General features: G+C 56.3%; 18 protein-coding genes and 1 tRNA gene. 11 read left to right on the plus strand and 8 right to left on the minus strand.

All coding sequences use genetic code 11. The features are described from left to right. Nucleotides 1-184: 184 nt before the first annotated feature. Genes ABRZ26_RS18490 through uhpA form a run of 3 tightly spaced genes read right to left on the minus strand, consistent with a single transcriptional unit; the run spans nt 185 to nt 3,623 of the window. Complete coding sequence (locus ABRZ26_RS18490) at nt 185-1,522, minus strand: MFS transporter (protein ID WP_319605594.1); 1,338 nt, start codon at nt 1,520-1,522, stop codon at nt 185-187. Between the two features lie 8 nt (nt 1,523-1,530). Next, on the minus strand, nt 1,531-3,033 hold the full coding sequence (uhpB, locus tag ABRZ26_RS18495; RefSeq protein WP_319605595.1) for a signal transduction histidine-protein kinase/phosphatase UhpB: 1,503 nt from the start codon (nt 3,031-3,033) through the stop codon (nt 1,531-1,533). Further along, nucleotides 3,033-3,623 carry a response regulator transcription factor UhpA gene (gene uhpA, locus ABRZ26_RS18500; protein WP_319605596.1) on the minus strand — a complete coding sequence of 197 codons (591 nt, stop codon included), beginning with the start codon at nt 3,621-3,623 and terminating at the stop codon, nt 3,033-3,035. Before uhpA ends, uhpB begins: the two co-directional genes overlap by 1 nt. A gap of 226 nt (nt 3,624-3,849) precedes the next feature. On the opposite strand from uhpA, the gene ABRZ26_RS18505 reads away from it, so the two are divergent. Together ABRZ26_RS18505 and ABRZ26_RS18510 are read left to right on the plus strand one after the other, a co-directional pair. Then, nucleotides 3,850-3,926 (plus strand) — tRNA-Pro (locus tag ABRZ26_RS18505). Between the two features lie 323 nt (nt 3,927-4,249). Next, on the plus strand, nt 4,250-4,780 hold the full coding sequence (locus tag ABRZ26_RS18510; protein ID WP_319605597.1) for an Ail/Lom family outer membrane beta-barrel protein: 531 nt from the start codon (nt 4,250-4,252) through the stop codon (nt 4,778-4,780). 56 nt (nt 4,781-4,836) lie between these two features. Here the strand turns inward: ABRZ26_RS18510 and ABRZ26_RS18515 are convergent, their stop codons facing one another. Beyond that, a complete protein-coding gene (locus ABRZ26_RS18515) occupies nt 4,837-6,429 on the minus strand; it encodes an EAL domain-containing protein (protein WP_319605598.1) in 1,593 nt (530 codons plus the stop codon). Nucleotides 6,430-6,606: 177 nt separating this feature from the next. Next, nucleotides 6,607-7,815: a BaiN/RdsA family NAD(P)/FAD-dependent oxidoreductase gene (locus ABRZ26_RS18520; protein ID WP_319605599.1), complete on the minus strand. Its 1,209-nt coding sequence runs from the start codon at nt 7,813-7,815 to the stop codon at nt 6,607-6,609. 284 nt (nt 7,816-8,099) lie between these two features. Between ABRZ26_RS18520 and pitA the strand changes: the two genes are divergently transcribed. Further along, on the plus strand, nt 8,100-9,611 hold the full coding sequence (gene pitA, locus ABRZ26_RS18525; RefSeq protein ID WP_319605600.1) for an inorganic phosphate transporter PitA: 1,512 nt from the start codon (nt 8,100-8,102) through the stop codon (nt 9,609-9,611). A gap of 121 nt (nt 9,612-9,732) precedes the next feature. Here the strand turns inward: pitA and uspB are convergent, their stop codons facing one another. Next, nucleotides 9,733-10,068: a universal stress protein UspB gene (gene uspB, locus ABRZ26_RS18530; protein WP_319605601.1), complete on the minus strand. Its 336-nt coding sequence runs from the start codon at nt 10,066-10,068 to the stop codon at nt 9,733-9,735. 553 nt (nt 10,069-10,621) lie between these two features. Here uspB and uspA point away from each other — a divergent pair. From uspA to ABRZ26_RS18565, 7 genes are all read left to right on the plus strand, one after another. Then, nucleotides 10,622-11,062, plus strand: a complete 441-nt coding sequence (gene uspA, locus ABRZ26_RS18535; RefSeq protein WP_319605602.1) for a universal stress protein UspA — start codon at nt 10,622-10,624, stop codon at nt 11,060-11,062. A gap of 439 nt (nt 11,063-11,501) precedes the next feature. Next, nucleotides 11,502-12,488, plus strand: a complete 987-nt coding sequence (locus tag ABRZ26_RS18540; protein WP_319605603.1) for an autoinducer 2 ABC transporter substrate-binding protein — start codon at nt 11,502-11,504, stop codon at nt 12,486-12,488. A gap of 106 nt (nt 12,489-12,594) precedes the next feature. Then, the gene (locus ABRZ26_RS18545; protein ID WP_319605604.1) at nt 12,595-14,094 is read left to right on the plus strand and encodes a sugar ABC transporter ATP-binding protein; all 1,500 of its coding nucleotides are present in this window, start codon (nt 12,595-12,597) and stop codon (nt 14,092-14,094) included. Next, nucleotides 14,087-15,076, plus strand: coding sequence for an ABC transporter permease (locus ABRZ26_RS18550; protein WP_319605605.1), 990 nt, complete (start codon nt 14,087-14,089; stop codon nt 15,074-15,076). Before ABRZ26_RS18545 ends, ABRZ26_RS18550 begins: the two co-directional genes overlap by 8 nt. A 1-nt stretch (nt 15,077) precedes the next feature. Continuing rightward, a complete protein-coding gene (locus tag ABRZ26_RS18555; protein ID WP_319605606.1) occupies nt 15,078-16,031 on the plus strand; it encodes an ABC transporter permease in 954 nt (317 codons plus the stop codon). 16 nt (nt 16,032-16,047) lie between these two features. Then, nucleotides 16,048-17,685, plus strand: a complete 1,638-nt coding sequence (locus tag ABRZ26_RS18560) for an FGGY-family carbohydrate kinase (protein ID WP_319605607.1) — start codon at nt 16,048-16,050, stop codon at nt 17,683-17,685. Then, nucleotides 17,682-18,290, plus strand: coding sequence for a KpsF/GutQ family sugar-phosphate isomerase (locus ABRZ26_RS18565; protein ID WP_319605608.1), 609 nt, complete (start codon nt 17,682-17,684; stop codon nt 18,288-18,290). Before ABRZ26_RS18560 ends, ABRZ26_RS18565 begins: the two co-directional genes overlap by 4 nt. Nucleotides 18,291-18,312: 22 nt before the next feature. On the opposite strand, the gene rsmJ is transcribed toward ABRZ26_RS18565, so the two are convergent. Together rsmJ and prlC are read right to left on the minus strand one after the other, a co-directional pair. Then, a complete protein-coding gene (gene rsmJ / locus ABRZ26_RS18570; RefSeq protein ID WP_319605609.1) occupies nt 18,313-19,062 on the minus strand; it encodes a 16S rRNA (guanine(1516)-N(2))-methyltransferase RsmJ in 750 nt (249 codons plus the stop codon). A 13-nt stretch (nt 19,063-19,075) separates the two neighbouring features. Beyond that, complete coding sequence (prlC, locus tag ABRZ26_RS18575; RefSeq protein WP_319605610.1) at nt 19,076-21,118, minus strand: oligopeptidase A; 2,043 nt, start codon at nt 21,116-21,118, stop codon at nt 19,076-19,078. Between the two features lie 290 nt (nt 21,119-21,408). Here prlC and ABRZ26_RS18580 point away from each other — a divergent pair, with 290 nt between their 5' ends. Further along, the gene (locus tag ABRZ26_RS18580; protein WP_319605611.1) at nt 21,409-22,590 is read left to right on the plus strand and encodes a uroporphyrinogen decarboxylase/cobalamine-independent methonine synthase family protein; all 1,182 of its coding nucleotides are present in this window, start codon (nt 21,409-21,411) and stop codon (nt 22,588-22,590) included. Nucleotides 22,591-22,833: the final 243 nt, after the last annotated feature.

The raw sequence follows: 22,833 nt of genomic DNA on the forward strand, positions 1-22,833 counted from the left end.
TTGCAAACGCTGGAAAATGGCTGCATTGTAAGAAATCAGGGCCGGAACCGGCTTAAGACATCATCCCGACAAAACTAAGAATTTTTCTCGGTTTTGGCCTTTTAGGTAAAAAAGAGTGAAGCAGGTCACGCTTCCGCGAGGTTTTGCAACCCGCCGTCCCTGACGGGCCGTCGCTGGCGCGACGTCAAAAGGACATGTTTTGCGTCTTGTCGCGCGGAGCTTGCGCATTTAAAAACGGCAACAGCAGCAGGGCGGAAACGCCCGCCGCGACGGCAATCACTGCAAAGAAACCGGTCCAGTGCCAGATATCCATAATCTGCGCCAGCGGCCAACCGGAAAGCGACGCCCCCAGATAGGCAAAGAGTCCGACGAAACCGGTCGCCGCGCCCGCCGCGTCTTTGTGCGAGCATTCCGCCGCCGCCATGCCAATCAGCATTTGCGGGCCAAAAACAAAAAATCCCGTGGTAAAGAAGCAGGCCGCCTGCATGACATAGCTGGCGAACGGCATCAGCCACAGCGAGCCGACGGACAGCAGGATGCCGGCGGCGAAGATCAGGTTCATCGGTCCGCGGTTGCCGTTGAACAGTTTGTCCGATCCCCAGCCGGCGACCAGCGCGCCGATAAATCCGCCCAGTTCGAACATGGTGACCGCCGAATTGGCTGTCACCAGGTTCACGCCGAGGGTTTCCGACATATACAGATTGCCCCAATCGTTGATGGCGGCCCGCACCACGTAAACCAGCACATAGCAGAGCGCCAGCAGCCAGATATAAGGGTTGGTGAGTACATACTTATGCAAAATTTCCCGGTGCGACAGCCCTACGCCCTCCTGCTGTTGCGCAATCTCCAACGCATCGCGGCGCCACTCGCCCACGCTGGGCAACCCCAGGGTTTGCGGACGATCGCGCAGTCGCCAGCATAAAAACAGCCCCACCAGTATCGCCAGCCCGCCGGCGATAATCAGCCCGGCGCGCCAGCCGTAGTGCAGCGCCGCCGCCCCCACCACCATGGGGATCAAGGCGCCTCCCACGTTATGCGCGGTATTCCACAGCGCCCACCAGCCGCCGCGTTCGGTACGCGAGTACCAGGTGGTGAGTAAGCGCGCGCATACCGGCGAGCCCCACCCCTGAAAGAAGGCATTGGCGCCCCACAGTAGAGCAAACACCCATAGCGACGATGAAAAGCCGAACAGGATGTTCACCACGCCGCTGGCAATCAGCCCCAGCCCCATAAAGTAGCGGGCGTTGGACTGGTCGCTGACGATGCCGGAAAAGAATTTCGACAATCCGTAGGTGACGTAAAACAGCGTGGCGAGCAGGCCGATGTCGGAGCGCGTCAGAATGTCGTTCGCGAGAATTTCCGGCACCGCCGCGTTGAAACTTTTACGCGTGAAGTAAAACAACGCATAGCCCAGATAGATGGAGAGCAGGATATGTCGCCGCCAGTAGCGATAGGTATCGTCAATGGTTTGCCGGTCGGCAAGCGGCGGGATGCTGGGGGGAATTTTCAGAAAACCAAACATGACGATCCTTATTGATTACGCAGCGGCAAACTGACGGTGACGCGGGTTCCGCGGGTGCAGGAAATACTCAGCGAACCGCCGAGGGCCGATACCCGTTCGCGCATGCCGGTCAGGCCCAGGCCCAACTGCCCTGAGTTCGGCGGCAGCCCGCAGCCGTCGTCTTCAATCACCAACATCAATTGGTTGTCTTGACGCCAGCATTGCAGCGTGACCGTATGGGCATTGGCGTGTTTGACGATGTTGTTCAGCCCCTCCTGACAGACGCGAAACAGCGTGACGCGCTGGCTTTCACTGAGCTGCGTTTCGTCGATTTGCCAGCTAAGGCGGCTGACGATGCCGCGCGCTTCCAGCTCCATTTCGCGCGTCAGCGAACGCATCGCCTGCTCAAGAGAAAGATCGTCCAACTGACGCGGCCGCAGGCGGCCCAGCAGACGACGCACCGAGTCATACACGCCGAGAGACAGCGTTTCAATTAACGCGCCGCTTTGCTTTACGCCGCGATTTTCCGGCGCCAGGCGCTGAAGGATGCCGGCCTGCGTGCGAATTGCGGTAATGGTCTGGCCTATGTCGTCGTGCAGTTCGCGCGCCACTTCCCGGCGTACGCTCTCTTCGGTTTCCAGCAGTCGCTCGGCGAGGCGATGGTTGCGGGCCAACTGGTTTTGCAGCGACAGGTTTAGTTCCCTCAGCCGCTGGATCCCCGCTCCCAGCAAGAGTCCCGTCAGGCTCTGCGCCAGCAACGAGAGCAGTAAATCCACGGTCTGGTCGTGCCAGGTTTGACTGGCGATCAGGGCGATGGCGTTCATCAGCGTGGCGATGAGCGCTCCTTGCCAGCCGTAATGCCAGGCGAGGGCGATAATCGGCAGCGCCAGGCAAAACGGCGTAAAGCGCGCCAGTTCGTTCGGCAGCCCCAGTTGTAGCCACAGGCTGACCGCAAACAGCAGCAGATACCACAGCAGGTGCCGGGTACGCCAGTTGACCGGTTGCGAAACCAGCGCTGGCCCGAGCGGCAGCCAGGTGGCGCTGGTAAGGTAATGCCAGATAACCAGACAGGTGGGCGCCAGCGTCAGTCCGCCGGTCAGCGTCAACAGCAGCACGGTCAGCGCGTTTTCTCCGTCGCCGAGCCAGGGCAGCGATTGCAACAGCGCGGCCGCGATCAGCGCGCCCCCCTGTAACAACAGGGTATGCCAATCATTGTGACGACGCTGGCGGCTGACCAACGCGACGGGCAGCAGCGACAGCAGACTGCCGATCATCAATAATGGCAGATGAAGCAGGGCGACTTCCTGCGCCAGCCAAATCAGCAGCAGCCATTCGCTGCCCTGCAATACCGGCCAGTAACTGCGCGGACATTGCAGCATCAACCCCAGGCGTAAACCAAACGGGAACAGCAATGCGGCCAGCTCTGGTCGTTCCACCAGATGCAGACTGATGCCCCACAGACAGAACCATGCGGCGGAGAAGATAAAAAAGCTGGCGACAAACGCGATCAACCGGGTAAGCATCGGACGCATTACCAATCGGCAAACAGTCGACGGGCCAGCTCCACATCATTACTGATGCCGAGTTTTTCCATCAGGTTGGCGCGATGAACGTGTACCGTTTTAGGCGATAACCCCAGTTCGGCGGCAATCTCTTTTACCGCCATCCCCTGCGCGAGTTTTTCCGCCACCTGGCGTTCGCGGCGGGTCAGCGGATCCTGCCGCGAGGAGGCAAGCTTCAGCGCTACATCCGGCGTGAGGTAGCAACCGCCCGTCGACACCGTCCGCACGGCGGCGATCAGTTCATCGGGGCTGCAACGTTTGGAGAGAAATCCGCGCGCGCCGGCATTTAACGCTTGTTCAATCAGCGCCGGGCTATCGTGAACCGACAGCATCACCACCGCCATGCCTTTCGGCAGTTGGCTTAACAGTTCAAGGCCGGAAATGTCCGGCATGGAGATATCGCATATGCAGACTTGCACCGCGCGTCCCGGCAGACCGGCCAGCGCCTCACGGCCGGAGCCGAATTCGCCGACAACCTGCATATCCGGCTCAAGCGCCAGCAGTTGGGCGAAACCGGAACGAACGATAAGATGATCGTCAATGAGAGCGATAGTGATCATAAGGAAACCAGGCGTTATAACGGGTGAGTACCTTAGCGTCACCGATGGTATCGTTCAAGTCTTGTTCGCCGGTTCCGCATCCAGCGCGTTTTCCTGACATTTCAGCATGGACTGGGCGGGGATAAGGGGGATCGCGCGGCGACTGGATACTTTACCGCCAGCTATAATCGTTTTGCTAAAAAGAGATTGACGCTTCAATAGGGTAGCAGTAATATGCGCCCGCATTCGGTGAGTGGCGCAGCCTGGTAGCGCACTTCGTTCGGGACGAAGGGGTCGGAGGTTCGAATCCTCTCTCACCGACCAATTTCCCTTTCTTCGTTTTTCCTCACGTCTTTCCCCTGTTTTTCGCGTTCAGTCTTCCATTGCGTCGATTTCAGCTTTTCAAGCGTAAGAAACGTCTCAAAAGCCGCGCTTTTGTTGGTCGTTATGTGTTCGTTTTTCTCTATCCATTTGTTTACTAACGCATTTGTTTTTCTGTATTTTTATCGCAATCTAAACGTAAGCATCTTTACGAAATTGTTATTAAATGCGATTTTATACGCGGAGAAAATAGGTGCGATGCGCAACTATTACCTGGTTGGCGCATTGTGTTGTTCACTATGGTTCAAACATGGAAGATGTCATCGATGATGAAAAAAACGGCGTTGTTGTTTTCCGCTCTGGTTGCTTGCGGTATGGGAATGTCGGTTGCCAATGCAGCTCAGACGGTATCATTAGGCTATGCGCAAGCGAAGGTTGACGATTTTAAAGACCTGAAAGGCATTACGGCCAAGTACCATTATCAGGGTGATTCCGCCCTCGGTATTATCGGCTCTTTCACGTATGTCAGTGCAAAAGAGACGGAGTATTATCAGAACTCACTCAACGATCATTATAAGTTTAAATACTATTCACTGATGGCCGGTCCGTCTTATCGTTTTAACGATATCGTCAGCATCTATGGTTTGTCGGGGATTGGTTATGGTAAATCCAGTTGGGAAGAGGGCGACATCGTCTCCCGCCGTTCTGGTAGCGAAAATAAGTCCAGTTTTGCCTATGGCTTCGGCGTTCAAATCGCGCCGACGGATAACTGGGTGATCGACGCGGGTTATGAAGGGACGAAAATTTACGATACGCGCGCCGACGGGTTCAATATTGGCGTTGGTTATCGCTTCTGATCCCCCGAATGTATAAACCGTAGCCGGTAGACATTGCTCTATCGGCTCCCCTCTGTTTATGCGTCCTTTTTGAGTAAAACGCGCTCCGGCAACCTGTCGCGGTTGTAATGAAACCAGACGATGAAGGATTCGCTGCTCATGGGTTTGGCATAAAGAAATCCCTGCATGCAAATAACGCCGCGTTGTTTCAGATAAGCCAATTGCTCGGTGGTTTCGACGCCTTCCGCCACCATTCCCAGTTTCATTCGATGGCTCAGGCTGATGATGGCGTCAAGAATCGGCGCTTCTTCATCCGGTGATGAGAGGGCGCGGATGAATCCCCGATCGATTTTCAGAAAATCCAACGGGAAGTTTTGCAGGTAGGAGAGGGAGCAATGACCGGTGCCGAAATCATCAATGGATATCGTGAGTCCGTCCTCGCGCAACTGATGCAGGCGCTGTATCACCTCCGGGCCGTTGTCGATCAGCGTGCGTTCCGTCAGCTCCAGCGTGATGTTTAACCGATGCGCCGCAATCCTTTGTGCGAAATCGCGGACATCCGAGACGAAATCCGGATGCTGTAAATGTTCCGCGGCCACATTGAGGGAAAGATGGAATCCCGGCGTGACCTTCCAGCCAGCGATGTCCGACGCGACGAGATCGAACAGATGTCGGGTGAGGGGGATAATCATGCCTTCCGTTTCGGCGCTCGCAATAAAGACGTCAGGCTTGATCCATTGTCCGTTGTTGCGCCGCCAGCGCAGCAGCGCTTCAACGCCGATGCATTTCTGTAACCTGACGTTATACACCGGCTGGTAATAGACGGAAAACTCGCCTTTGACAATTCCCCGGGAAATTTCATCCCGCCGCTGGCGCTTGCGTTTTTGTCTGCGCCATAAGATGACGGTGAAAATCAGTGACAACATGATGGCGAGCGGGAGGAAGGTCACGCTCGTTTTTTGCCAAATTTTTATTGATTCCGATGCCGGGGCCATTACGCGTATGGCGATCGGATACTGATTTGACTTGAGAACCAACTCCATGGTGGGAAAGATACCCGATGCGGGAGAGAAGGGCTGACCAACCTGAATGGGATGCCCCTTGTTGACGGTCAGCGTCAGCAGATATTTGCGCATCTGACCGACGGCGCGCATCAGATCAATGAAATGCCGGGCATCAACGACGACATAAGATCCATAGCCTCGGGGCTGCGTTTGCGCGAAGACGACCGCCGGCCGGTCTTTTACGTTGGCGACGCCTCTAATGGACTGACTCCATCGTTCAGGCGCAGGCGTCGGCATGAGTCGTTGCAGCGCGATGTCCGTCGGCATTGAGATATCGCGAGGCGTCGACGAACAGTAAACCCTGGCGTCGCGCGTTACGCCCAGCACGCGAAAATAGGAGAATACCGCGCCAAGCTGTTGCAGGTCAGTACGAATTGCGCTGCAAGGCTGACCGGCTAAATGATCCAGTTCGTCCACCATCGACCATGCCTGGGCGGCGATGTGATCGGCATGAAACATAATGATTTGCGCCGTCGATTCCAGGTCTCGTTTTACCATTATCCGGGATTCAACAAAGGTAAACAGCAACCCAAGCAGTAGCGGTGCGCTCGCCGTCAGTAATAGCGGCCAATGACGTTTATGCTTCTTGCCATGTCTGGAAATCATCCGCATCTCCTTTGTCGCGGATCCAATACCTTGGATGAGGATACGTGAGTCGCCAGCGCTGGCAAGCCTGCATAAGCAGTAAAATTAGTTGTTTTTACTGCTTATTTATTGTGCGATGCAAATAAGTCGCTGCTGTAAAATCTCCTCCTTTCCCGCTGCGGCGATGGGATTTAACCCTTAACGGTTCTGTTTCGCGTAAGGCAGCGCCTGCGCGCAGGCCCAGGCTGAACTCCAGGCCCACTGGAAATTGTAGCCGCCCAGCCACCCGGTCACATCAACCACTTCGCCGATAAAGTACAGTCCCGGCACTTTACCGGCCTCCATGGTTTTTGACGACAGCTCCCGGGTATCCACGCCGCCCAGGGTGACCTCCGCGGTGCGGTAACCTTCGGTGCCGTTGGGCTGAACCCGCCATTGTCCCAAGCTCTGCTCGAGTTGCCGTTGTTGCGCGCCGTTAAGCTGTTTTAACGTGACATCCGGCACCTGTCCCAGGGTTTGCAGGCACTCGACCAGCCGTTTGGGAAGCCACTGCGCCAGCGTGTTTTTCAGGCTCTGGTTGGGGTGAGCCGATCGTTCATCATTAATCAGCGTCGCAATATTCCGATCCGGCAGTAAATTGATGGTGACGAATTCGCCGGCCTGCCAATAGCTGGAAAGTTGCAGCACCGCCGGGCCGGAAAGCCCCCGGTGGGTAAACAGAATATTTTCGCGAAATGTTACGCCATTTTCCGCGGCGATTGTCGCCGGTACCGAAACGCCGGAGAGCGTCTGCAAATGCGCCAGCAACGGCTTATGCAGGGTGAAGGGTACCAGCGCGGCGCGCGTGGGCAGCACGTTTAACCCAAACTGGCGGGCGATTTGATAACCGAAAGGCGTCGCGCCCAGACCCGGCATGGACAGGCCGCCGCTGGCGATCACCAGCGCGGCGCTATGCAGCGCGACGCCGTTGGCTAATTGCAGGATAAACGCGTCGCCCGCTTTTTCCACCGCGGTCACTTCGCTGCGTAAGCGGATCGTGACGTTAGCCTGCTCGCATTCTTGCACCAACATATCGACGATCTGTTGGGCCGAGTCGTCGCAAAATAGCTGACCGAGGGTTTTTTCGTGGTAGGCGATATGGTGGCTGTTCACCAGGCTGATGAAATCCCATTGGGTATATCGCGCCAGCGCGGACTTGCAGAAGTGGGGATTTTGAGAGAGGTAGGCCGCAGGCTCGGCATACATATTGGTAAAGTTGCAGCGCCCCCCGCCGGACATCAGGATTTTACGGCCGGGTTTTTTACCATTGTCGAGCAACAGAACGCGTAACCCACGCTGTCCGGCCTGTGCGGCACAGAATAATCCCGCCGCGCCGGCGCCGATGATGACAACGTCAAACTGTTCCACAATGATTTCTCCGATTGGGGTTTTGCGTGATCTTTAGCCTGAAATAGGGCGCGCTGAGCGTCTTCAGGGCGGCAAATTGTAGTGTCCGTTTCCGTCAGATACTAGCGTAACAATTTACGTTATTTGGTAAAAAACTATAACTATATGATTTTTATCGATAAACTATCAGGTCTGCTATGCGCCGTGGCAAACCAAGTCAAAAAAATGTCATTTTTCTCTTTTCCCCGCCCCCGCTTGTCGCGGATAATGCGCCGCGTTCATGACCACTAAATGGCCTAACGCTTATGCTACATTTATTTGCCGGACTGGATTACTACACCGGCCTGATGTTGATACTGGCTTTGTTGTTTGTATTGTTCTATGAAGCTATTAATGGCTTTCACGATACGGCCAATGCCGTCGCTACCGTTATTTATACTCGCGCAATGAAAGCGCAGTTCGCTGTCGTCATGGCGGGCATCTTTAACTTTCTGGGCGTGTTGCTGGGCGGGCTAAGCGTTGCTTACGCCATCGTTCACCTGCTCCCTACCGATTTATTGCTGAATGTCAGTTCGGCGCATGGTCTGGCGATGGTCTTTTCCATGCTGCTGGCCGCCATTATCTGGAACCTCGGCACCTGGTATTTCGGGCTCCCCGCTTCGAGCTCGCACACGCTGATTGGCGCCATCATTGGTATCGGTCTGACCAATGCCTTATTGACGGATACCTCTGTGGTGGATGCGCTCAATATTCCCAAAATGGTCAGCATTTTCCTGTCGTTAATCTTGTCGCCGATCGCGGGGATGGTTATTGCGGGCGTGATGGTGTTTTTATTACGTCGTTTCTGGAATAGCAGTAAAAAACGTAAACGCGTACACCTTACGCCAAACGATCGTGAAAAGCAGGATGGCAAACGCAAGCCGCCGTTCTGGACGCGCACCGCGCTGATTTTATCGGCTATCGGGGTCAGCTTTTCACACGGCGCCAACGACGGTCAGAAAGGCATCGGTCTGATTATGCTGGTCTTGATCGGCGTGGCGCCGGCCGGATTTATCGTCAATATGAATGCGTCCGGCTATGACATTAGCCGTACCCGCGATTCAGTGGTTAACCTACAGGAATATTATCATCAGCATGGCGCCGCGCTGGGACATGTTATTGATCTGTCGCCGCCGCTGATTCCGACGGAGGAAAAAACCATTCCGGCCGATGAGAGCGGCGCGACGGAATTCTACTGCGATAGCTCCCGCGTCATGGTGGCTATCGATCAGACTCAGAGCCTGCTCAATAACCTGAAAAGCTACGAGCAGTTAACTGCGGATGATCGCGGCAAGGTGCGCCGGTTGCTGATGTGCATTGCCGATACCATGGATCGGATTATCAAGCTGCCGGAAACCGAGGCTGATGACAAACGTTATCTGAGCAATCTGCGTAAGGATCTGTTGCAGACCGTCGAATATGCGCCGATTTGGATCATCATCGCCGTCGCGCTGGCGCTGTCACTGGGTACCATGGTGGGCTGGAAGCGCGTGGCGACCACCATCGGCGAGAAGATCGGCAAGCGCGGAATGACTTACGCGCAGGGCGTCTCGGCGCAGGCCACCGCCGCCTTGTCGATAGGCGTCGCCAGCTATACCGGGATGCCGGTATCCACCACTCACGTGTTGTCGTCCGCGGTAGCCGGGACGATGATCGTCGATGGCGGCGGCGTTCAGGGGAAAACGGTGAAAAATATCCTGCTGGCCTGGGTACTGACGTTGCCGGTTTCGTTGGTCTTGTCGGGTTCGCTGTATTGGCTGGCGTTAAAGCTGATCTAGCGATGGGCGAGGCGGTTGATTAAGACCGTCGGCGTCGTTCCCGTTCAGGCGGGAAGCCGGCGGCATAAAAAAAGGCGATTCTTAACGGATCGCCTTTTTATTGTCGATACAGTTCATTTTTTCAATACCAAATCATCATCGCTATCAGGCTGATAACCACTAATCCACACAACGCGGTAGTCAGCAGAAATTGCCCCCGTACCCTTTCGCAGCGGCGCACAAATTCAGGATCGTGGTGCTCAAGATAACGCTGCGCGTAAATATAGCGCACCAATCTGATTTGTTTGCTTGGCTGACCATGTGATGTGAAGAATCCTCCGCCATCCACGTACTGATAAAGCAACGGATCGCAATCACGTAATACCAGAAGTAATACACGTAATGAGGAATAATATCGCGCCATATTGATGATGCAGACAACACATAAAGCCCAGAAAAGCGCAAATGTACTGATCATGCTTCCCTCCCGGTAAGAGTCATATTCGTCAGCGACCCTGGTATAAACCCACGGCACTTCTGCGAATATTTATGCCACACGTTCTTCACGTGATTTTATCGTGTGACCGGACGACTAACGCATCACGGTTAACCCCATTGTTATTTCTCCCCTGAGAGGGTCAGACAGGCCGCTCCCCTCACTTTTATTGTAGAAGAGGAATGTCTCTTTTTTCTACAGCTACAGGAAAATCGACGCATTAGACGACTTTCTCTGCCTTAGTGCGCTTATTTGAAGCATAAACACGGCATCTTTGCGGTAAATGTAAGGGCTTTCTACTAAACTACCCCATAATATTGACAGGATTGAAAATAGGTCTTTAATGGAAGAATCAAGATGTTAGCTACCCAAGGATCTGATTATTTCCTATGCCGTTTTGTTAAAATATATCGTTGTGATCTGCTGAACATACCGTGGCGCGGCAAGGTGCTATCCTATAAATCGCTATTAAGTATCAGATTGGCAGCAGAAAATCTGCTGACCTAATCTTAGCCTTTACGGAAGGAGTCTTATTATGGCTTACAAACATATCCTTATTGCTGTTGACCTTTCTCCGGAAAGTAAAGTGTTAGTGGAAAAAGCCGTCTCTATGGCCAGACCCTATAACGCGAAAGTATCTTTGATTCATGTCGATGTGAATTACTCCGATCTGTATACCGGGCTTATTGACGTCAACCTGGGGGATATGCAGCAACGCATCTCCGAAGAAACCCAGCATGCGCTGCTTGAGCTTTCTCAGAACGCCGGTTACCCCATTACTCAGACATTGAGCGGCAGCGGCGATTTGGGGCAAATTCTGGTTGATGCCATCAAAAAGTACGATATGGACCTGGTACTCTGCGGTCACCATCAGGATTTCTGGAGCAAACTCATGTCCTCCGCGCGCCAATTGATTAATACGGTACATATCGATATGTTGATCGTTCCGTTGCGGGATGAAGAAGAAGAAGAGTAAAACCCGATCGCGGAATAAAACAGTAAAAGGCATGGCTTATCAGCTATGCCTTTTGTCATATAATAGAAATCGTATCGATTCCTCTCGTCATTTCCATTCCGACAGTCGCCGCATCGCAGAAAGTGAGCGAGTACGCAATTCCGGCAGATATTTTTATGTAGCGCGGATGTCGGCGGCCAAATAGCGGCCGGTATAGCCTGCCATATGTTAAATAAATGTTATTTTAATGTTTGTATTTGGTTTATTTATGACCTGGGTGTAGTGGTAATATTACTACCATCATTTTATTTAACACAAATTTAACTAAATAAGTGATATAATTTATCATAAATGTTCATTGATCACATTTATGTAACTTCAGCTACGTAACCTCTTCCATTTCTTTGTAATCTTCAACGGTGGAGAAACCCCCACCCTACAGAGAAGAAAAGGTAGAGCTATGAAATCTAACCTCGCATTACTTAAGGCATGTGCGGTTTCTGTTTGCATGCTGGCAACAATCCCTTCTTTCGCCGCGGAAAAATATGAAATCGCCGTGGTGGCCAAGGTCACCGGTATTCCCTGGTTTAACCGTATGGAAGTGGGCGTGAAGGAAGCGGCGCAGAAGCTCAACGTTAACGCTTACCAAACCGGCGCATCCACCCCGGATCCGGCCGCACAGGTGAAAGTGATTGAGGATCTGATCGCCAAGAACGTCAACGCCATTATTGTGGTGCCAAACGATGCCAGCGTGCTGGAGCCGGTGCTGAAGAGGGCCAGAGACAGAGGCATTGTGGTGCTGACGCATGAATCCCCGGACCAGCAGATCGGCCAGTGGGATATTGAAACCATCGACAGCGAGAAGTACGCGCAGGCGAATATGGATGAGCTGGCGCAAAGCATGGACGGCAAGGGCGGCTACGCCATTTACGTCGGCTCGCTGACCGTCCCCTTGCATAACGCCTGGGCGGATTACGCCATTAAATATCAGAAAGAAAAATACCCGGAGATGTTTGAAGTCACTTCGCGTTTGCCGGTGGCGGAAAGCATCGACAGATCGTTCTCCACGACGCAGGAGTTGATCAAAACCTACCCGCAGATGAAAGGCATTATCGGCTTTGGCTCACTGGGGCCGATCGGCGCAGGCCAGGCGCTGTCCAGGAAACGCGGCGGCGATAAGATTACCGTGGTGGGGATCGCCATGCCGTCTCAGGCCGCGCCTTACCTGATACGCGGCGATATCAAAAAAGCGCTGTTGTGGGATCCGAAAGATGCCGGTTATGCCGTCGTGACGGTGGCGGAGCAATTGTTGCGCGGTCAGCCGGTCACCGCCGATCTTGAGATTGAGGGACTGGGTAAGGCGGATGTCGACATGGACAACAAGGTTATTCGGTTTAATAAAATTCTGGAAGTCACTAAAGATAACGCTAAATCACTCGGCTTTTAATTGTCGTTAATTCGCCATGCCAGGGAAATTTAACTCATGCCGGGACACGGAATAGCGTGTCCCGCGCTTCAGTCGCTGCAAGAATAAGTTCGTACAGGTTAACGTTATGACATCATCCACCGCATTTATCACGCTGGAAAATATCAGTAAGAAATTTCCCGGCGTGCTGGCATTGGACCAGATCAACCTGACTCTGAATAAAGGCGAGGTACATTGCCTTGCCGGCCAGAATGGCTGCGGCAAAAGCACCATTATTAAAATTATTTCCGGCGTTTATCAGCCTGAAAAAGGCGCCGATATCGCGCTGGACGGTAAATTATTTCATTCCCTCACGCCGCAGCTCTCAGGCCATTACGGCATCCAGGTGATATATCAGGATCTATCGTTATTTCCTAATCTGACGGTGGCGGAAAATATCGCCATTCACCGTTATTTACCCGGCGGTCATTTCTGGGTCAGTAAAAAAGCGATGCGTCAGATTGCGCTGGACGCGATGGCGCGCGTCGGCGTACGCATTGATGCGGATAAAAAGGTGGAGAAGCTCTCCATTGCCGATCGCCAACTGGTGGCTATCTGTCGTGCTATCGCGGCCGATGCGCGGCTGGTGATTATGGACGAACCCACGGCCTCGCTGACGCGCCAGGAGGTGGACGGCCTGTTGCGCGTGGTCAATGAACTGAAGGCGGCGGGCATCTGCGTGGTGTTCGTCAGCCACCGTCTGGACGAGGTGATAGAAGTGGCTGACCGCATCAGCGTGATGCGCGACGGCAAACTGGTCGGCACCTGGCTGGCCGGCGAGCTGGATAGCCAGGAGCTGGCGTTCCTGATGACCGGCCAGCGCTTTCACTACAGCCATCTGCCGGCGCGTCCGGCGGCGGAGAGCACGCCGCTGCTGGAGGTTCGTCGCCTCAGCCGACCCGGTAAATACCATGATATCAATCTTGCGCTGCACGGCGGCGAGATTGTCTCGATTGTCGGCCTGCTGGGTTCCGGGCGTACCGAACTGTGCCTCAGCCTGTTCGGCATGACGCAGCCGGCAAGCGGTGAAATCCGGGTGTCGGGCCAACCGGTGCGGCTGCGCAACAACCGCGAGGCGGTGCGTCACGGCATCGGCTACGTCTCCGAGGATCGTCTGACCCAGGGGCTGATTATGGAACAGTCGATCTATGACAATACCATCGTGACGGTATTCGACCAGCTGCACACTCCGTTCGGGCTGCTGGATCATCAAAAGGCCGGCGCGCTGGTCGAGCGGCTGATTCGCGAGTTGAACATCAAGGTGTCCGACAGCGCGCTGCCGGTGAAAACGCTGTCCGGCGGCAACGCTCAGCGCATCGCCATCGCCAAATGGGTGGCGACGCAGCCGAAAATCCTGATCCTCGATTCGCCGACGGTCGGGGTGGATATCGCCAACAAAGAGGGGATCTATCAGATCGCCAAAGATCTGGCCGGGCTGGGTATGGCGGTACTGATGATCTGCGATGAGATCCCAGAAGCCTGCTACAACAGCCATCGGGTGCTGGTGATGCGCGAAGGAGAACTGGTCGCCGAGTTTTCACCCCGCGACAGCAGCGAACAACAGATAGCCGAGGTGGTGAATGGATAAGTCGTTTCTTGCCCGGCTGGCCGGGCGGCATGAGTTCTATCTGGGCGTGCTGGTTCTGCTGCTGGCGATTGGCCTTAGCGTGGGCACCGACGGGTTCCTGACGCTCGGCAATTTGACCGACGTCGCCACCAGCTACGCCATTCTCGGCATTCTGGCCTGCGGTCTGTTTGTGGTGCTGATCGCCGGCGGCATCGATATCTCATTCCCGGCGATTACCTCTATCGCGCAGTATGTGATGGCCAGTTGGATTATCCAGCACGACGGCAATTTCGCGCTGGCGTTCGCCATGGCCATCGCGGTGGGTTTGTTGCTTGGGCTGGTCAACGGGCTACTGGTCTATTGGTTAAAGGTGCCGGCGATCATTATCACCATCGCCACGCTTAACCTGTTTTACGGGTTGCTGGTCTACGCCACTAACGGCACCTGGCTGTACGGTTTTCCGGACTGGTTTATGGACGGCATCTACTGGTTTTCGTTCACGGCCGCCGACGGTTATGAATACGGTCTGACGTTGCCGCTGCTGTGCCTGTTGGCCGTGATTGTCGTCACCGGCGTACTGATGAACTTTACCCGCCTCGGGCGCCAGATTTTCGCGATGGGCGGCAACCGCGATGCGGCTTCGCGCCTGGGACTGAATCTGCTGCGGCTGCATTTTTACGTCTATGGCTACATGGGCGTGCTGGCTGGCGTCGCCGCCGTGGTGCAGGCGCAGATTACCCAGTCGGTAGCGCCTAACGCGCTGCTCGGTTTTGAACTGACGGTACTGGCGGCGGTGGTGCTCGGCGGCGCCAGCATGACCGGCGGACGCGGCACGCTGACCGGTACGCTGCTCGGCGTGGTGCTGTTGGCCTGTTTGCAGAATGGGTTGACGTTACTCAGCGTGTCCTCCTACTGGCACACGGTATTCAGCGGCGTCATTATCCTGATCAGTATCAGCGCCACCGCCTGGAACGAAAAACGCAAGCTGGCTAAGGAGTTATAACATGTCGCAACTCACCCGTTTGCTGCCCGGCGATCGCATCGTTCAGCTACAGGGCATGATTCTGATCGCGGTGGCGCTGTTGTTCGCCGCGCTGCTTGGCACGCGTTTCTTTAACGTCGGCAACTTCCAGTCGATGGCCTCTCAACTGCCGATCCTCGGGATGCTGGCGCTGGGCATGGGCATCACCATGCTCACCGGCGGTATCAATCTGTCGATTATCGCCGGGGCGAACGCCTGTTCGCTGGTTATGGCGGCCATTATCGTCAGCCATCCGGATCAACCGCTCTTTCTGGGGCTGGCGCTGCTGGCCGGGCTGGCGTTGGCCGTCGCCATCGGCCTGCTTAACGGCATTCTGGTCGCCTGGATCGGGGTTTCGCCCATCCTCGCCTCGCTGGGTACCATGACGCTGATCACCGGCCTGAATATCCTGCTTTCCAATGGCGCGGTGATTTCCGGTTTCCCGCCTGTCATTCAATACCTCGGCAACGGCGATATTTTCGGTATTCCGGTGGCGCTGCTGCTGTTTCTGTTGGTGGCGGCCGCGCTATGGCTGCTGCTGGAACATACCACCCTGGGACGCAGCCTGTATCTGGTCGGCTCCAATGAGCAGGCCACGCGCTTCAGCGGCGTGAATACCGCCCGCGTGCAGATTGCGGTCTATGTCCTCTCGGCGCTGCTGGGGTGGGCGGCGGCGTTGCTGATGATGGCGAAGTTTAACTCGGCCAAGGCCGGTTATGGCGAGTCCTGGCTGTTGGTGACCATCCTGGCTTCGGTGCTGGGCGGCATTAATCCGGATGGGGGATTCGGTCGCGTCATCGGGCTGGTGCTGGCGCTGATTGTCCTGCAAATGCTGGAGAGCGGTCTTAATCTGCTGGGCGTCAGCAGCTATCTGACCATGGCCCTGTGGGGCGGCGTGCTGATCCTTTTCATCGCATTACAGAATCGAAAAGCCTGATTTCGGGAGAAGAATAATGGCGAGTTACTTTATTGGCGTAGATGTGGGAACCGGCAGCGCGCGGGCGGGGGTGTTCGATCTCAATGGTCGAATGGTGGGACAGGCCAGTCGGGAAATAGAACTCTACCGGCCAAAGATGGACTTTGTGGAGCAGTCCTCGGACAACATCTGGCGCGCAGTGTGCAATGCGGTGCGCGATGCCGTTAACCAGGCGGACATTAACCCGATTCAGGTGAAAGGGCTGGGGTTTGACGCCACCTGTTCGCTGGTGGTGCTGGATAAGGAAGGCAAGCCGCTGACCGTCAGCCCCTCCGGCCGCAGCGAGCAAAATATTATCGTCTGGATGGATCACCGCGCCATCACCCAGGCTGAGCGTATCAACGCCACCCGCCATCGGGTGCTGGATTTTGTCGGCGGCATCATTTCGCCGGAAATGCAGACGCCCAAAATGCTGTGGCTGAAACAGCATATGCCGACCACCTGGAGCAACGCCGGCTACCTGTTCGACCTGCCGGATTTTCTCACCTGGCGCGCTACGCAGGACGCCACTCGTTCACTGTGCTCCACGGTGTGCAAATGGACTTATCTGGGTCACGAACAGCGCTGGGATAAAAGCTATTTCCAGCAGATCGGGCTGGAAGACGTGCTGGAGCATGACGCGGCGAAGATCGGCAGCGAGGTGAAAATGATGGGCGAGCCGCTGGGGCATGGTCTGACTCAGCGCGCGGCCGGCGAAATGGGGCTGATAGCCGGGACGGCGGTCAGCGTCTCGATTATCGATGCTCATGCAGGCACGCTCGGCACCATCGGCGCGACGGGGGTTTCCGGCGAAGTGGCGAACTTCGATCGGCGTATCGCGCTGATTGGCGGCACTTCCACTGGCCATATGGCGATGTCGCGCAGCGCACGTTTTATCGGCGGCGTATGGGGGCCTTATTATTCCGCCATTCTGCCCGAATACTGGCTGAACGAGGGCGGTCAGTCGGCAACCGGCGCCTTGATCGATCACGTTATCCAGTCCCATCCGTGTTATCCGGAGCTGCGCACGCAGGCGCTGACCAACGGCCAGACCATCTATGAAGCCTTGAATGCGTTGCTGCGGCGCATGGCGGGCGAGCCGGAGGATATCGCTTTTCTGACGCGGGATATTCATATCTTGCCTTACTTCCACGGCAATCGTTCGCCGCGCGCCAACCCGACGCTGACCGGCATCGTTACCGGGCTGAAGCTGTCGCGTACGCCCGAGGATATGGCGCTGTACTATCTGGCGACCATTCAGGCGATCGCGCTCGGCACGCGCCATATTATCGAGACCATGAACCATAGCGGCTACAGCATCGATACCATTATGGCCAGCGGCGGCGGCACAAAAAATCCGGTGTTCGTGCAGGAGCACGCGAACGCCACCGGCTGCGCCATGCTGTTGCCGGAAGAGAGCGAGGCGATGCTGCTGGGCGGGGCGATGATGGGGACAGTGGCCGCCGGGGTATTCGACACCCTGCCGGAGGCGATGAACGCCATGAGCCGCATCGGGAAAACCGTTACGCCGCAGACCAACAAGATTAAACAATATTACGATCGTAAATATCGCGTGTTCCATGAACTGTACAACGATCATATGAAATACCGGCAACTGATGCAGGAGGGCGCATGAGCGAACAACAGCAGGAATGGCTGCGCGCCACCCGCGCCTGGGATGTTTATAGCCGTGAGCTGGCGCAGCTCGGACAGCGCATTGACGCGCACACCTGGCAGCAGTTGCTGACGCTGCTGGCGCAGTGTACCGGGCGGATTGCGGTCACCGGCGTCGGGACGTCCGGTATCGCGGCGCGCAAAATCGCCCATATGCTGGCCTGCGTGGAGCGGCCGGCGATCTACCTGAACGCCACCGACGCCGCGCATGGCGATTTGGGTTTCCTGCGGCCGGACGATCTGATTATCCTGATTTCGCGCGGCGGCAACTCCGACGAGCTGACGCGTTTGCTGCCTGCGCTGCGGGCCAAAGGCGTCGGCATTATCAGCGTGACGGAAAACCGGCAATCCGAGATTGCGCGTGCCGCCAGGCTGGTTGTGCGCACCGGCGTGGAAAATGAGATCGATCCGCTCAATATGTTGGCGACGACGTCGATTGTGCTGGTACTGGCGATATTCGACGCCGCCTGCGTCTGCCTGATGGAACGCAGCGGCTATGATAAGGAAAATCTGCTGGCGGTGCATCCGGGCGGCGACGTGGGTAAGAGCCTGCGCGCCGCGGATTGAATTTAATCCTCTGCCGCGGGCGTTATGTCAGCGGCAGATAAAAATCGAAGCGGTGGCTTTTGGTTTCCAGCATGGACTGCGCCGGCACCCCCGCCAGCGGCGGCGCGTAGTCCGGCCGTTTCACCACTACGCGTTTTTTGGCCAGCCGCCGCGCGGGCGCCAGCAGTTCATCGGCATCGTCGTCAGCCCCCACCAGTGATTGAAACACCCGCATCTCTTTTTTCACCAGCGCGCTTTTTTGCCGATGGGGAAACATCGGGTCGAGATACACCACGTCCGGCGGCGGAGAGATATCGTCTAACGCATGCAGGCTGGAAGCGTGCAGCAGCGTCAGCCGCTCGCGCAGCCACGGGCCGATCTCCGCATCCTGATAGCCGCGCCGCAATCCGTCATCCAGCAGCGCCGCCACCACGGGATTGCGTTCCACCATGCGCACCCGGCATCCCAGCGACGCCAGCACAAACGCGTCGCGCCCCAGCCCCGCCGTGGCGTCGACCACATCGGGCAGGTAATCCTTTTTGATGCCGACCGCTTTGGCGACCGCTTCGCCGCGTCCGCCGCCGAAGCGGCGACGGTGCGCCATCGGCCCTGAGACGAAATCGACGTAGATCGCCCCCAGACGGGGTTCATCCTGTTTACGCAGTTCCAGCCGTTCCGGCGTCAGCACCAGCGCCATAACAGCGCCGGGATCGCAAACCAGCCCCCAGCGTTCGGCCAGCAAAGTCAAGGCGCCGCTGTCGGCGCCTTCCTCGGATAGTAGGCAGATTTTCATCCCTTGCTGCCATTCATCCTTTAATGCCGTAGTGATGCAGCATGGCATCCAGCTGCGGCTCGCGACCACGGAAGCGTTTGAACAGTTCCATCGGCTCTTCGGACCCGCCGCGCGACAGAATATTATCCAGGAACGACTGGCCGGTTTCGCGGTTGAAAATGCCTTCCTCCTGGAAGCGGGAATAGGCATCCGCCGCCAGTACGTCGGCCCACAGGTAGCTGTAATAACCCGCCGCGTAACCGCCGGCGAAGATATGGCTGAACGCGTGCGGGAAACGTCCCCAGCTTGGGCTTGGCACCACGGCGACCTGCGCTTTGATTTCCGCCAGCGTAGGCAGAATCTGCGCGCCTTTGGCTGGGTCGAATTCGGCATGCAGGCGGAAATCGAACAGCCCGAATTCGAGCTGACGCAGGATAAACAGCGCCGCCTGATAATTCTTCGCCGCCAGCATCTTATCCAGCAGTTCCCGCGGCAGCGGCTCGCCGGTTTCATAATGGCCGGAAATAAAGGCCAGCGCTTCCGGCTCCCAGCACCAGTTTTCCATAAACTGGCTCGGCAGCTCCACGGCGTCCCAGGGCACGCCGCTGATGCCCGCCACGCCCGCGGCGTCGATCCGGGTCAGCATATGGTGCAGGCCGTGGCCGAACTCATGGAACAGCGTGGTGACTTCATTGTGGGTGAACAGCGCCGGTTTACCGCTGACCGGGCGGTTGAAGTTACAGGTCAGGTAGGCCACCGGTTTTTGCAGTGAGCCGTCGCCTTTGCGCAGGTTACCGACGCAGTCGTCCATCCAGGCGCCGCCGCGTTTGTGTTCGCGGGCGTAGAGATCGAGATAGAAGCTGCCGCGCAGCTCGCCATCTTCGTCAAACAGATCGAAGAAACGGACTTCCGGGTGCCAGACGTCTACGTCTTTGCGCTCTTTGGCGCTAATGCCGTAAATGCGCTTAACCACTTCGAACAGCCCTTCGACCACGCGCTGTTCCGGGAAATAAGGCCGTAGCTGCTCATCGCTGATGGCGTAAAGATGCTGCTTCTGCTGTTCGCTGTAGTAGGTGATATCCCACGGCTGTAAATCCTCGACGCCGTAATGTTCTTTGGCGAAGGCGCGCAGCTGCGCCAGCTCTTCTTCCGCCTGGGGACGCGCGCGTTTGGCCAGATCGGACAGGAAGTCGATAACCTGCCGGGGATTTTCCGCCATTTTTGTGGCCAGCGATTTATGCGCATAGCTGTCGAAGCCGAGCAGTTGCGCCAGTTCGTGGCGCAGCGCCAACTCTTCCGCCATGATGTCGCTATTGTCCCATTTGCCGGCGTTCGGCCCCTGATCGGACGCGCGGGTGGCGTAGGCGCGGTACATTTCCTCGCGCAGCGCCTGGTTGGCGCAGTAGGTCATCACCGGGAGATAGCTGGGGATATCCAGCGTCAGCAGCCAGCCGTCCTGTTCTTTGGCTTCCGCCTGCGCTTTGGCGGCGGCCAGCGCGCTTTCCGGCAGGCCATCCAGTTCGGCGACGTCGGTTATCAGCTTGCTCCAGCCCATGGTGGCGTCCAGCACATTATTGCTGAACAACGAACCCAGTTCGGACAGGCGCGCGGCGATTTCGCCATAACGTTTCTGTTTTTCAGGCGGCAGGCCGATGCCGGACAGTTCAAAATCACGCAGCGCGTTATCGACGGCTTTCTTCTGCGCCACGCTCAGCTCGGCGTAGTGCTCGCCGTCTTTCAGGCTACGGTACGCCTGATACAGTCCGGCATGCTGGCCGACCCAGGTGCTGTATTCAGACAGCAGCGGCAGGCATTGTTCGTAAGCGGCGCGTAGCTCCGGGCTGTTTTTCACCGCATTCAGGTGGCCGATCGGCGAAAAGATGCGGCCGAGGCGATCGTCGCTGTCGGCCAGCGGCTGGCAAAGGTTATCCCAGGTAAAAGGGCCGGGTTGCGCCACCACGCGCGCTACGGTCTCACGGCAGGTTTCCAGCGCGGCTTTGACCGCCGGGACAATATCTTCTGTTTTAATCTTGGAGAAAGGGGGCAGGGTAAAGGGGGACAGTAATGGATTCGTCATAGCGCAGTCCTGATGTTATGGGATCGACAAGGCTGATAAATAGCTGATTGCTTATTAAGATGAGGTCAACGATGGTTAAAATCAATGGCGGCGGGCGCGATCGGCGTCAATTCATTCCCGCGCTCTGCTGTTGAAGCCTTGTCCGACCCGACGATCGCTTATCTTCCATCATGAAAAAATTTCAAGTTTGCCTGGCAGGGTGAAGAGTTTTCAGCTCAGCCGCGAAATGTTACGTGGTAGTCTCTTTGCATCATCTTAATTTTAAAATGAAAAATAGAGACTGAATCAATATGGCCACACAACAACAGACTCCTCCTTTTCGCGCCGACGTTGTCGGCAGCTATCTGCGTCCTCAGTATCTGCATGATGCGCGCGCTCAGTTCAGCAAAGGCGAACTGTCCGCCGCACAGCTCAAAAGCGTTGAAGATAAAGCGATCACCGAACTGGTTGAGAAACAAAAACGCGCCGGATTACAGGTGATTACCGATGGGGAGTTTCGCCGCAGCTGGTGGCATCTGGACTTTATGTGGGCGCTGAACGGCGTTGAAAAAGCCGCCATCTCCAAAGGATACGTGTTTGCCGATAAAGAGACGCGCGCGGAAACCGCCCGTCTGAGCGGCAAAATTTCCGGCGAGAACCATGCTTTTGTCGAACATTTCAAATTCCTGCTCCAGTTTGCCGAACCGGGTATCGTACCCCGCATGACGGTTCCCTCGCCGGCGCAATTTCTGGCAGAACTTCAACGTCCGGACAATATGGCGCAGACCCGCGAAATTTACCCGACGGAAGACGAACTGGTTGCGGATATCGCCGGCGCGTATCAGACGTTCATCAAAGAAATTTATGCCGCCGGTTGCCGCAATCTTCAGTTGGATGACTGCACCTGGGGCATGCTGGTCGATCCGAAATTTGCCGGCGCGGGCGCGGCGGATACGCCGAAATCCACCGACGACGGCTGCGGTTGCGGCCATTCCCATGGCGCAGCGCCGAAGAACGGCAAGGTCGGCGCGCTGGCCGAGCTGTATCTGAAAGTGAACAACGCCGCGATTGAAGGCGCGCCGGCGGATCTGGCGCTGACCACCCACGTTTGCCGCGGCAATTACCACTCATCCTGGGCCGCCAGCGGCGGCTATCAGCCGGTGGCCGATGTCCTGTTCGCCCGTGAAAATGTTTCAGCCTACTATCTGGAATTCGATACCGAACGCGCCGGCGATTTCTCGCCGCTGGCGCAGGTTTCCGGCGACAAACAGGTGGTGCTGGGGCTGATCTCCTCGAAGTTCGGCGAACTGGAAGATAAGCAGGCGGTGATCGACCGCATCAATGAAGCGACCCGCTATATTCCTCTGCAACGGTTGTGCCTCAGCACCCAATGCGGCTTTGCCTCCACGGAAGAGGGCAACATCCTGACGGAAGAACAGCAATGGGCGAAAATCGCATTGGTGAAAGCGATCGCCGACCAAGTGTGGGGCTGACCCGCTAATCGCTCTGCGGAGAAGGCGGCGATAAGCGCCTTCTCCGTTTCCGTCATCTATTCCCATCCTTACGAACTCAATTCCGTTACTCTGACCGCGCCTGTTTTTCTGCCAGAATCTTAAGACCTGCTCACCGTTATACGATTTTCCATCCTGCCGGGTATATCCGTTCATGAGGATATAACTGCATGCCAGCTCATTGATAGAACTGTTATTAGCGATATTTTCCGTTTGTCGGAAAAT

This window comes from Brenneria sp. L4-2C (assembly GCF_040240335.1).
GTDB lineage: Bacteria > Pseudomonadota > Gammaproteobacteria > Enterobacterales > Enterobacteriaceae > Brenneria.

What these genes read in the sequence shown, in the direction of transcription:
- ABRZ26_RS18490 (WP_319605594.1), bottom strand. Translation starts at nt 1,522, where the DNA reads ATGTTTGGTTTTCTGAAAATTCCCCCCAGCATCCCGCCGCTTGCCGAC.
- uhpB (WP_319605595.1), bottom strand. Translation starts at nt 3,033, where the DNA reads ATGCGTCCGATGCTTACCCGGTTGATCGCGTTTGTCGCCAGCTTTTTT.
- uhpA (WP_319605596.1), bottom strand. Translation starts at nt 3,623, where the DNA reads ATGATCACTATCGCTCTCATTGACGATCATCTTATCGTTCGTTCCGGT.
- ABRZ26_RS18510 (WP_319605597.1), top strand. Translation starts at nt 4,250, where the DNA reads ATGATGAAAAAAACGGCGTTGTTGTTTTCCGCTCTGGTTGCTTGCGGT.
- ABRZ26_RS18515 (WP_319605598.1), bottom strand. Translation starts at nt 6,429, where the DNA reads ATGATTTCCAGACATGGCAAGAAGCATAAACGTCATTGGCCGCTATTA.
- pitA (WP_319605600.1), top strand. Translation starts at nt 8,100, where the DNA reads ATGCTACATTTATTTGCCGGACTGGATTACTACACCGGCCTGATGTTG.
- uspB (WP_319605601.1), bottom strand. Translation starts at nt 10,068, where the DNA reads ATGATCAGTACATTTGCGCTTTTCTGGGCTTTATGTGTTGTCTGCATC.
- uspA (WP_319605602.1), top strand. Translation starts at nt 10,622, where the DNA reads ATGGCTTACAAACATATCCTTATTGCTGTTGACCTTTCTCCGGAAAGT.
- ABRZ26_RS18540 (WP_319605603.1), top strand. Translation starts at nt 11,502, where the DNA reads ATGAAATCTAACCTCGCATTACTTAAGGCATGTGCGGTTTCTGTTTGC.
- ABRZ26_RS18545 (WP_319605604.1), top strand. Translation starts at nt 12,595, where the DNA reads ATGACATCATCCACCGCATTTATCACGCTGGAAAATATCAGTAAGAAA.
- ABRZ26_RS18550 (WP_319605605.1), top strand. Translation starts at nt 14,087, where the DNA reads ATGGATAAGTCGTTTCTTGCCCGGCTGGCCGGGCGGCATGAGTTCTAT.
- ABRZ26_RS18555 (WP_319605606.1), top strand. Translation starts at nt 15,078, where the DNA reads ATGTCGCAACTCACCCGTTTGCTGCCCGGCGATCGCATCGTTCAGCTA.
- ABRZ26_RS18560 (WP_319605607.1), top strand. Translation starts at nt 16,048, where the DNA reads ATGGCGAGTTACTTTATTGGCGTAGATGTGGGAACCGGCAGCGCGCGG.
- ABRZ26_RS18565 (WP_319605608.1), top strand. Translation starts at nt 17,682, where the DNA reads ATGAGCGAACAACAGCAGGAATGGCTGCGCGCCACCCGCGCCTGGGAT.
- rsmJ (WP_319605609.1), bottom strand. Translation starts at nt 19,062, where the DNA reads ATGAAAATCTGCCTACTATCCGAGGAAGGCGCCGACAGCGGCGCCTTG.
- prlC (WP_319605610.1), bottom strand. Translation starts at nt 21,118, where the DNA reads ATGACGAATCCATTACTGTCCCCCTTTACCCTGCCCCCTTTCTCCAAG.
- ABRZ26_RS18580 (WP_319605611.1), top strand. Translation starts at nt 21,409, where the DNA reads ATGGCCACACAACAACAGACTCCTCCTTTTCGCGCCGACGTTGTCGGC.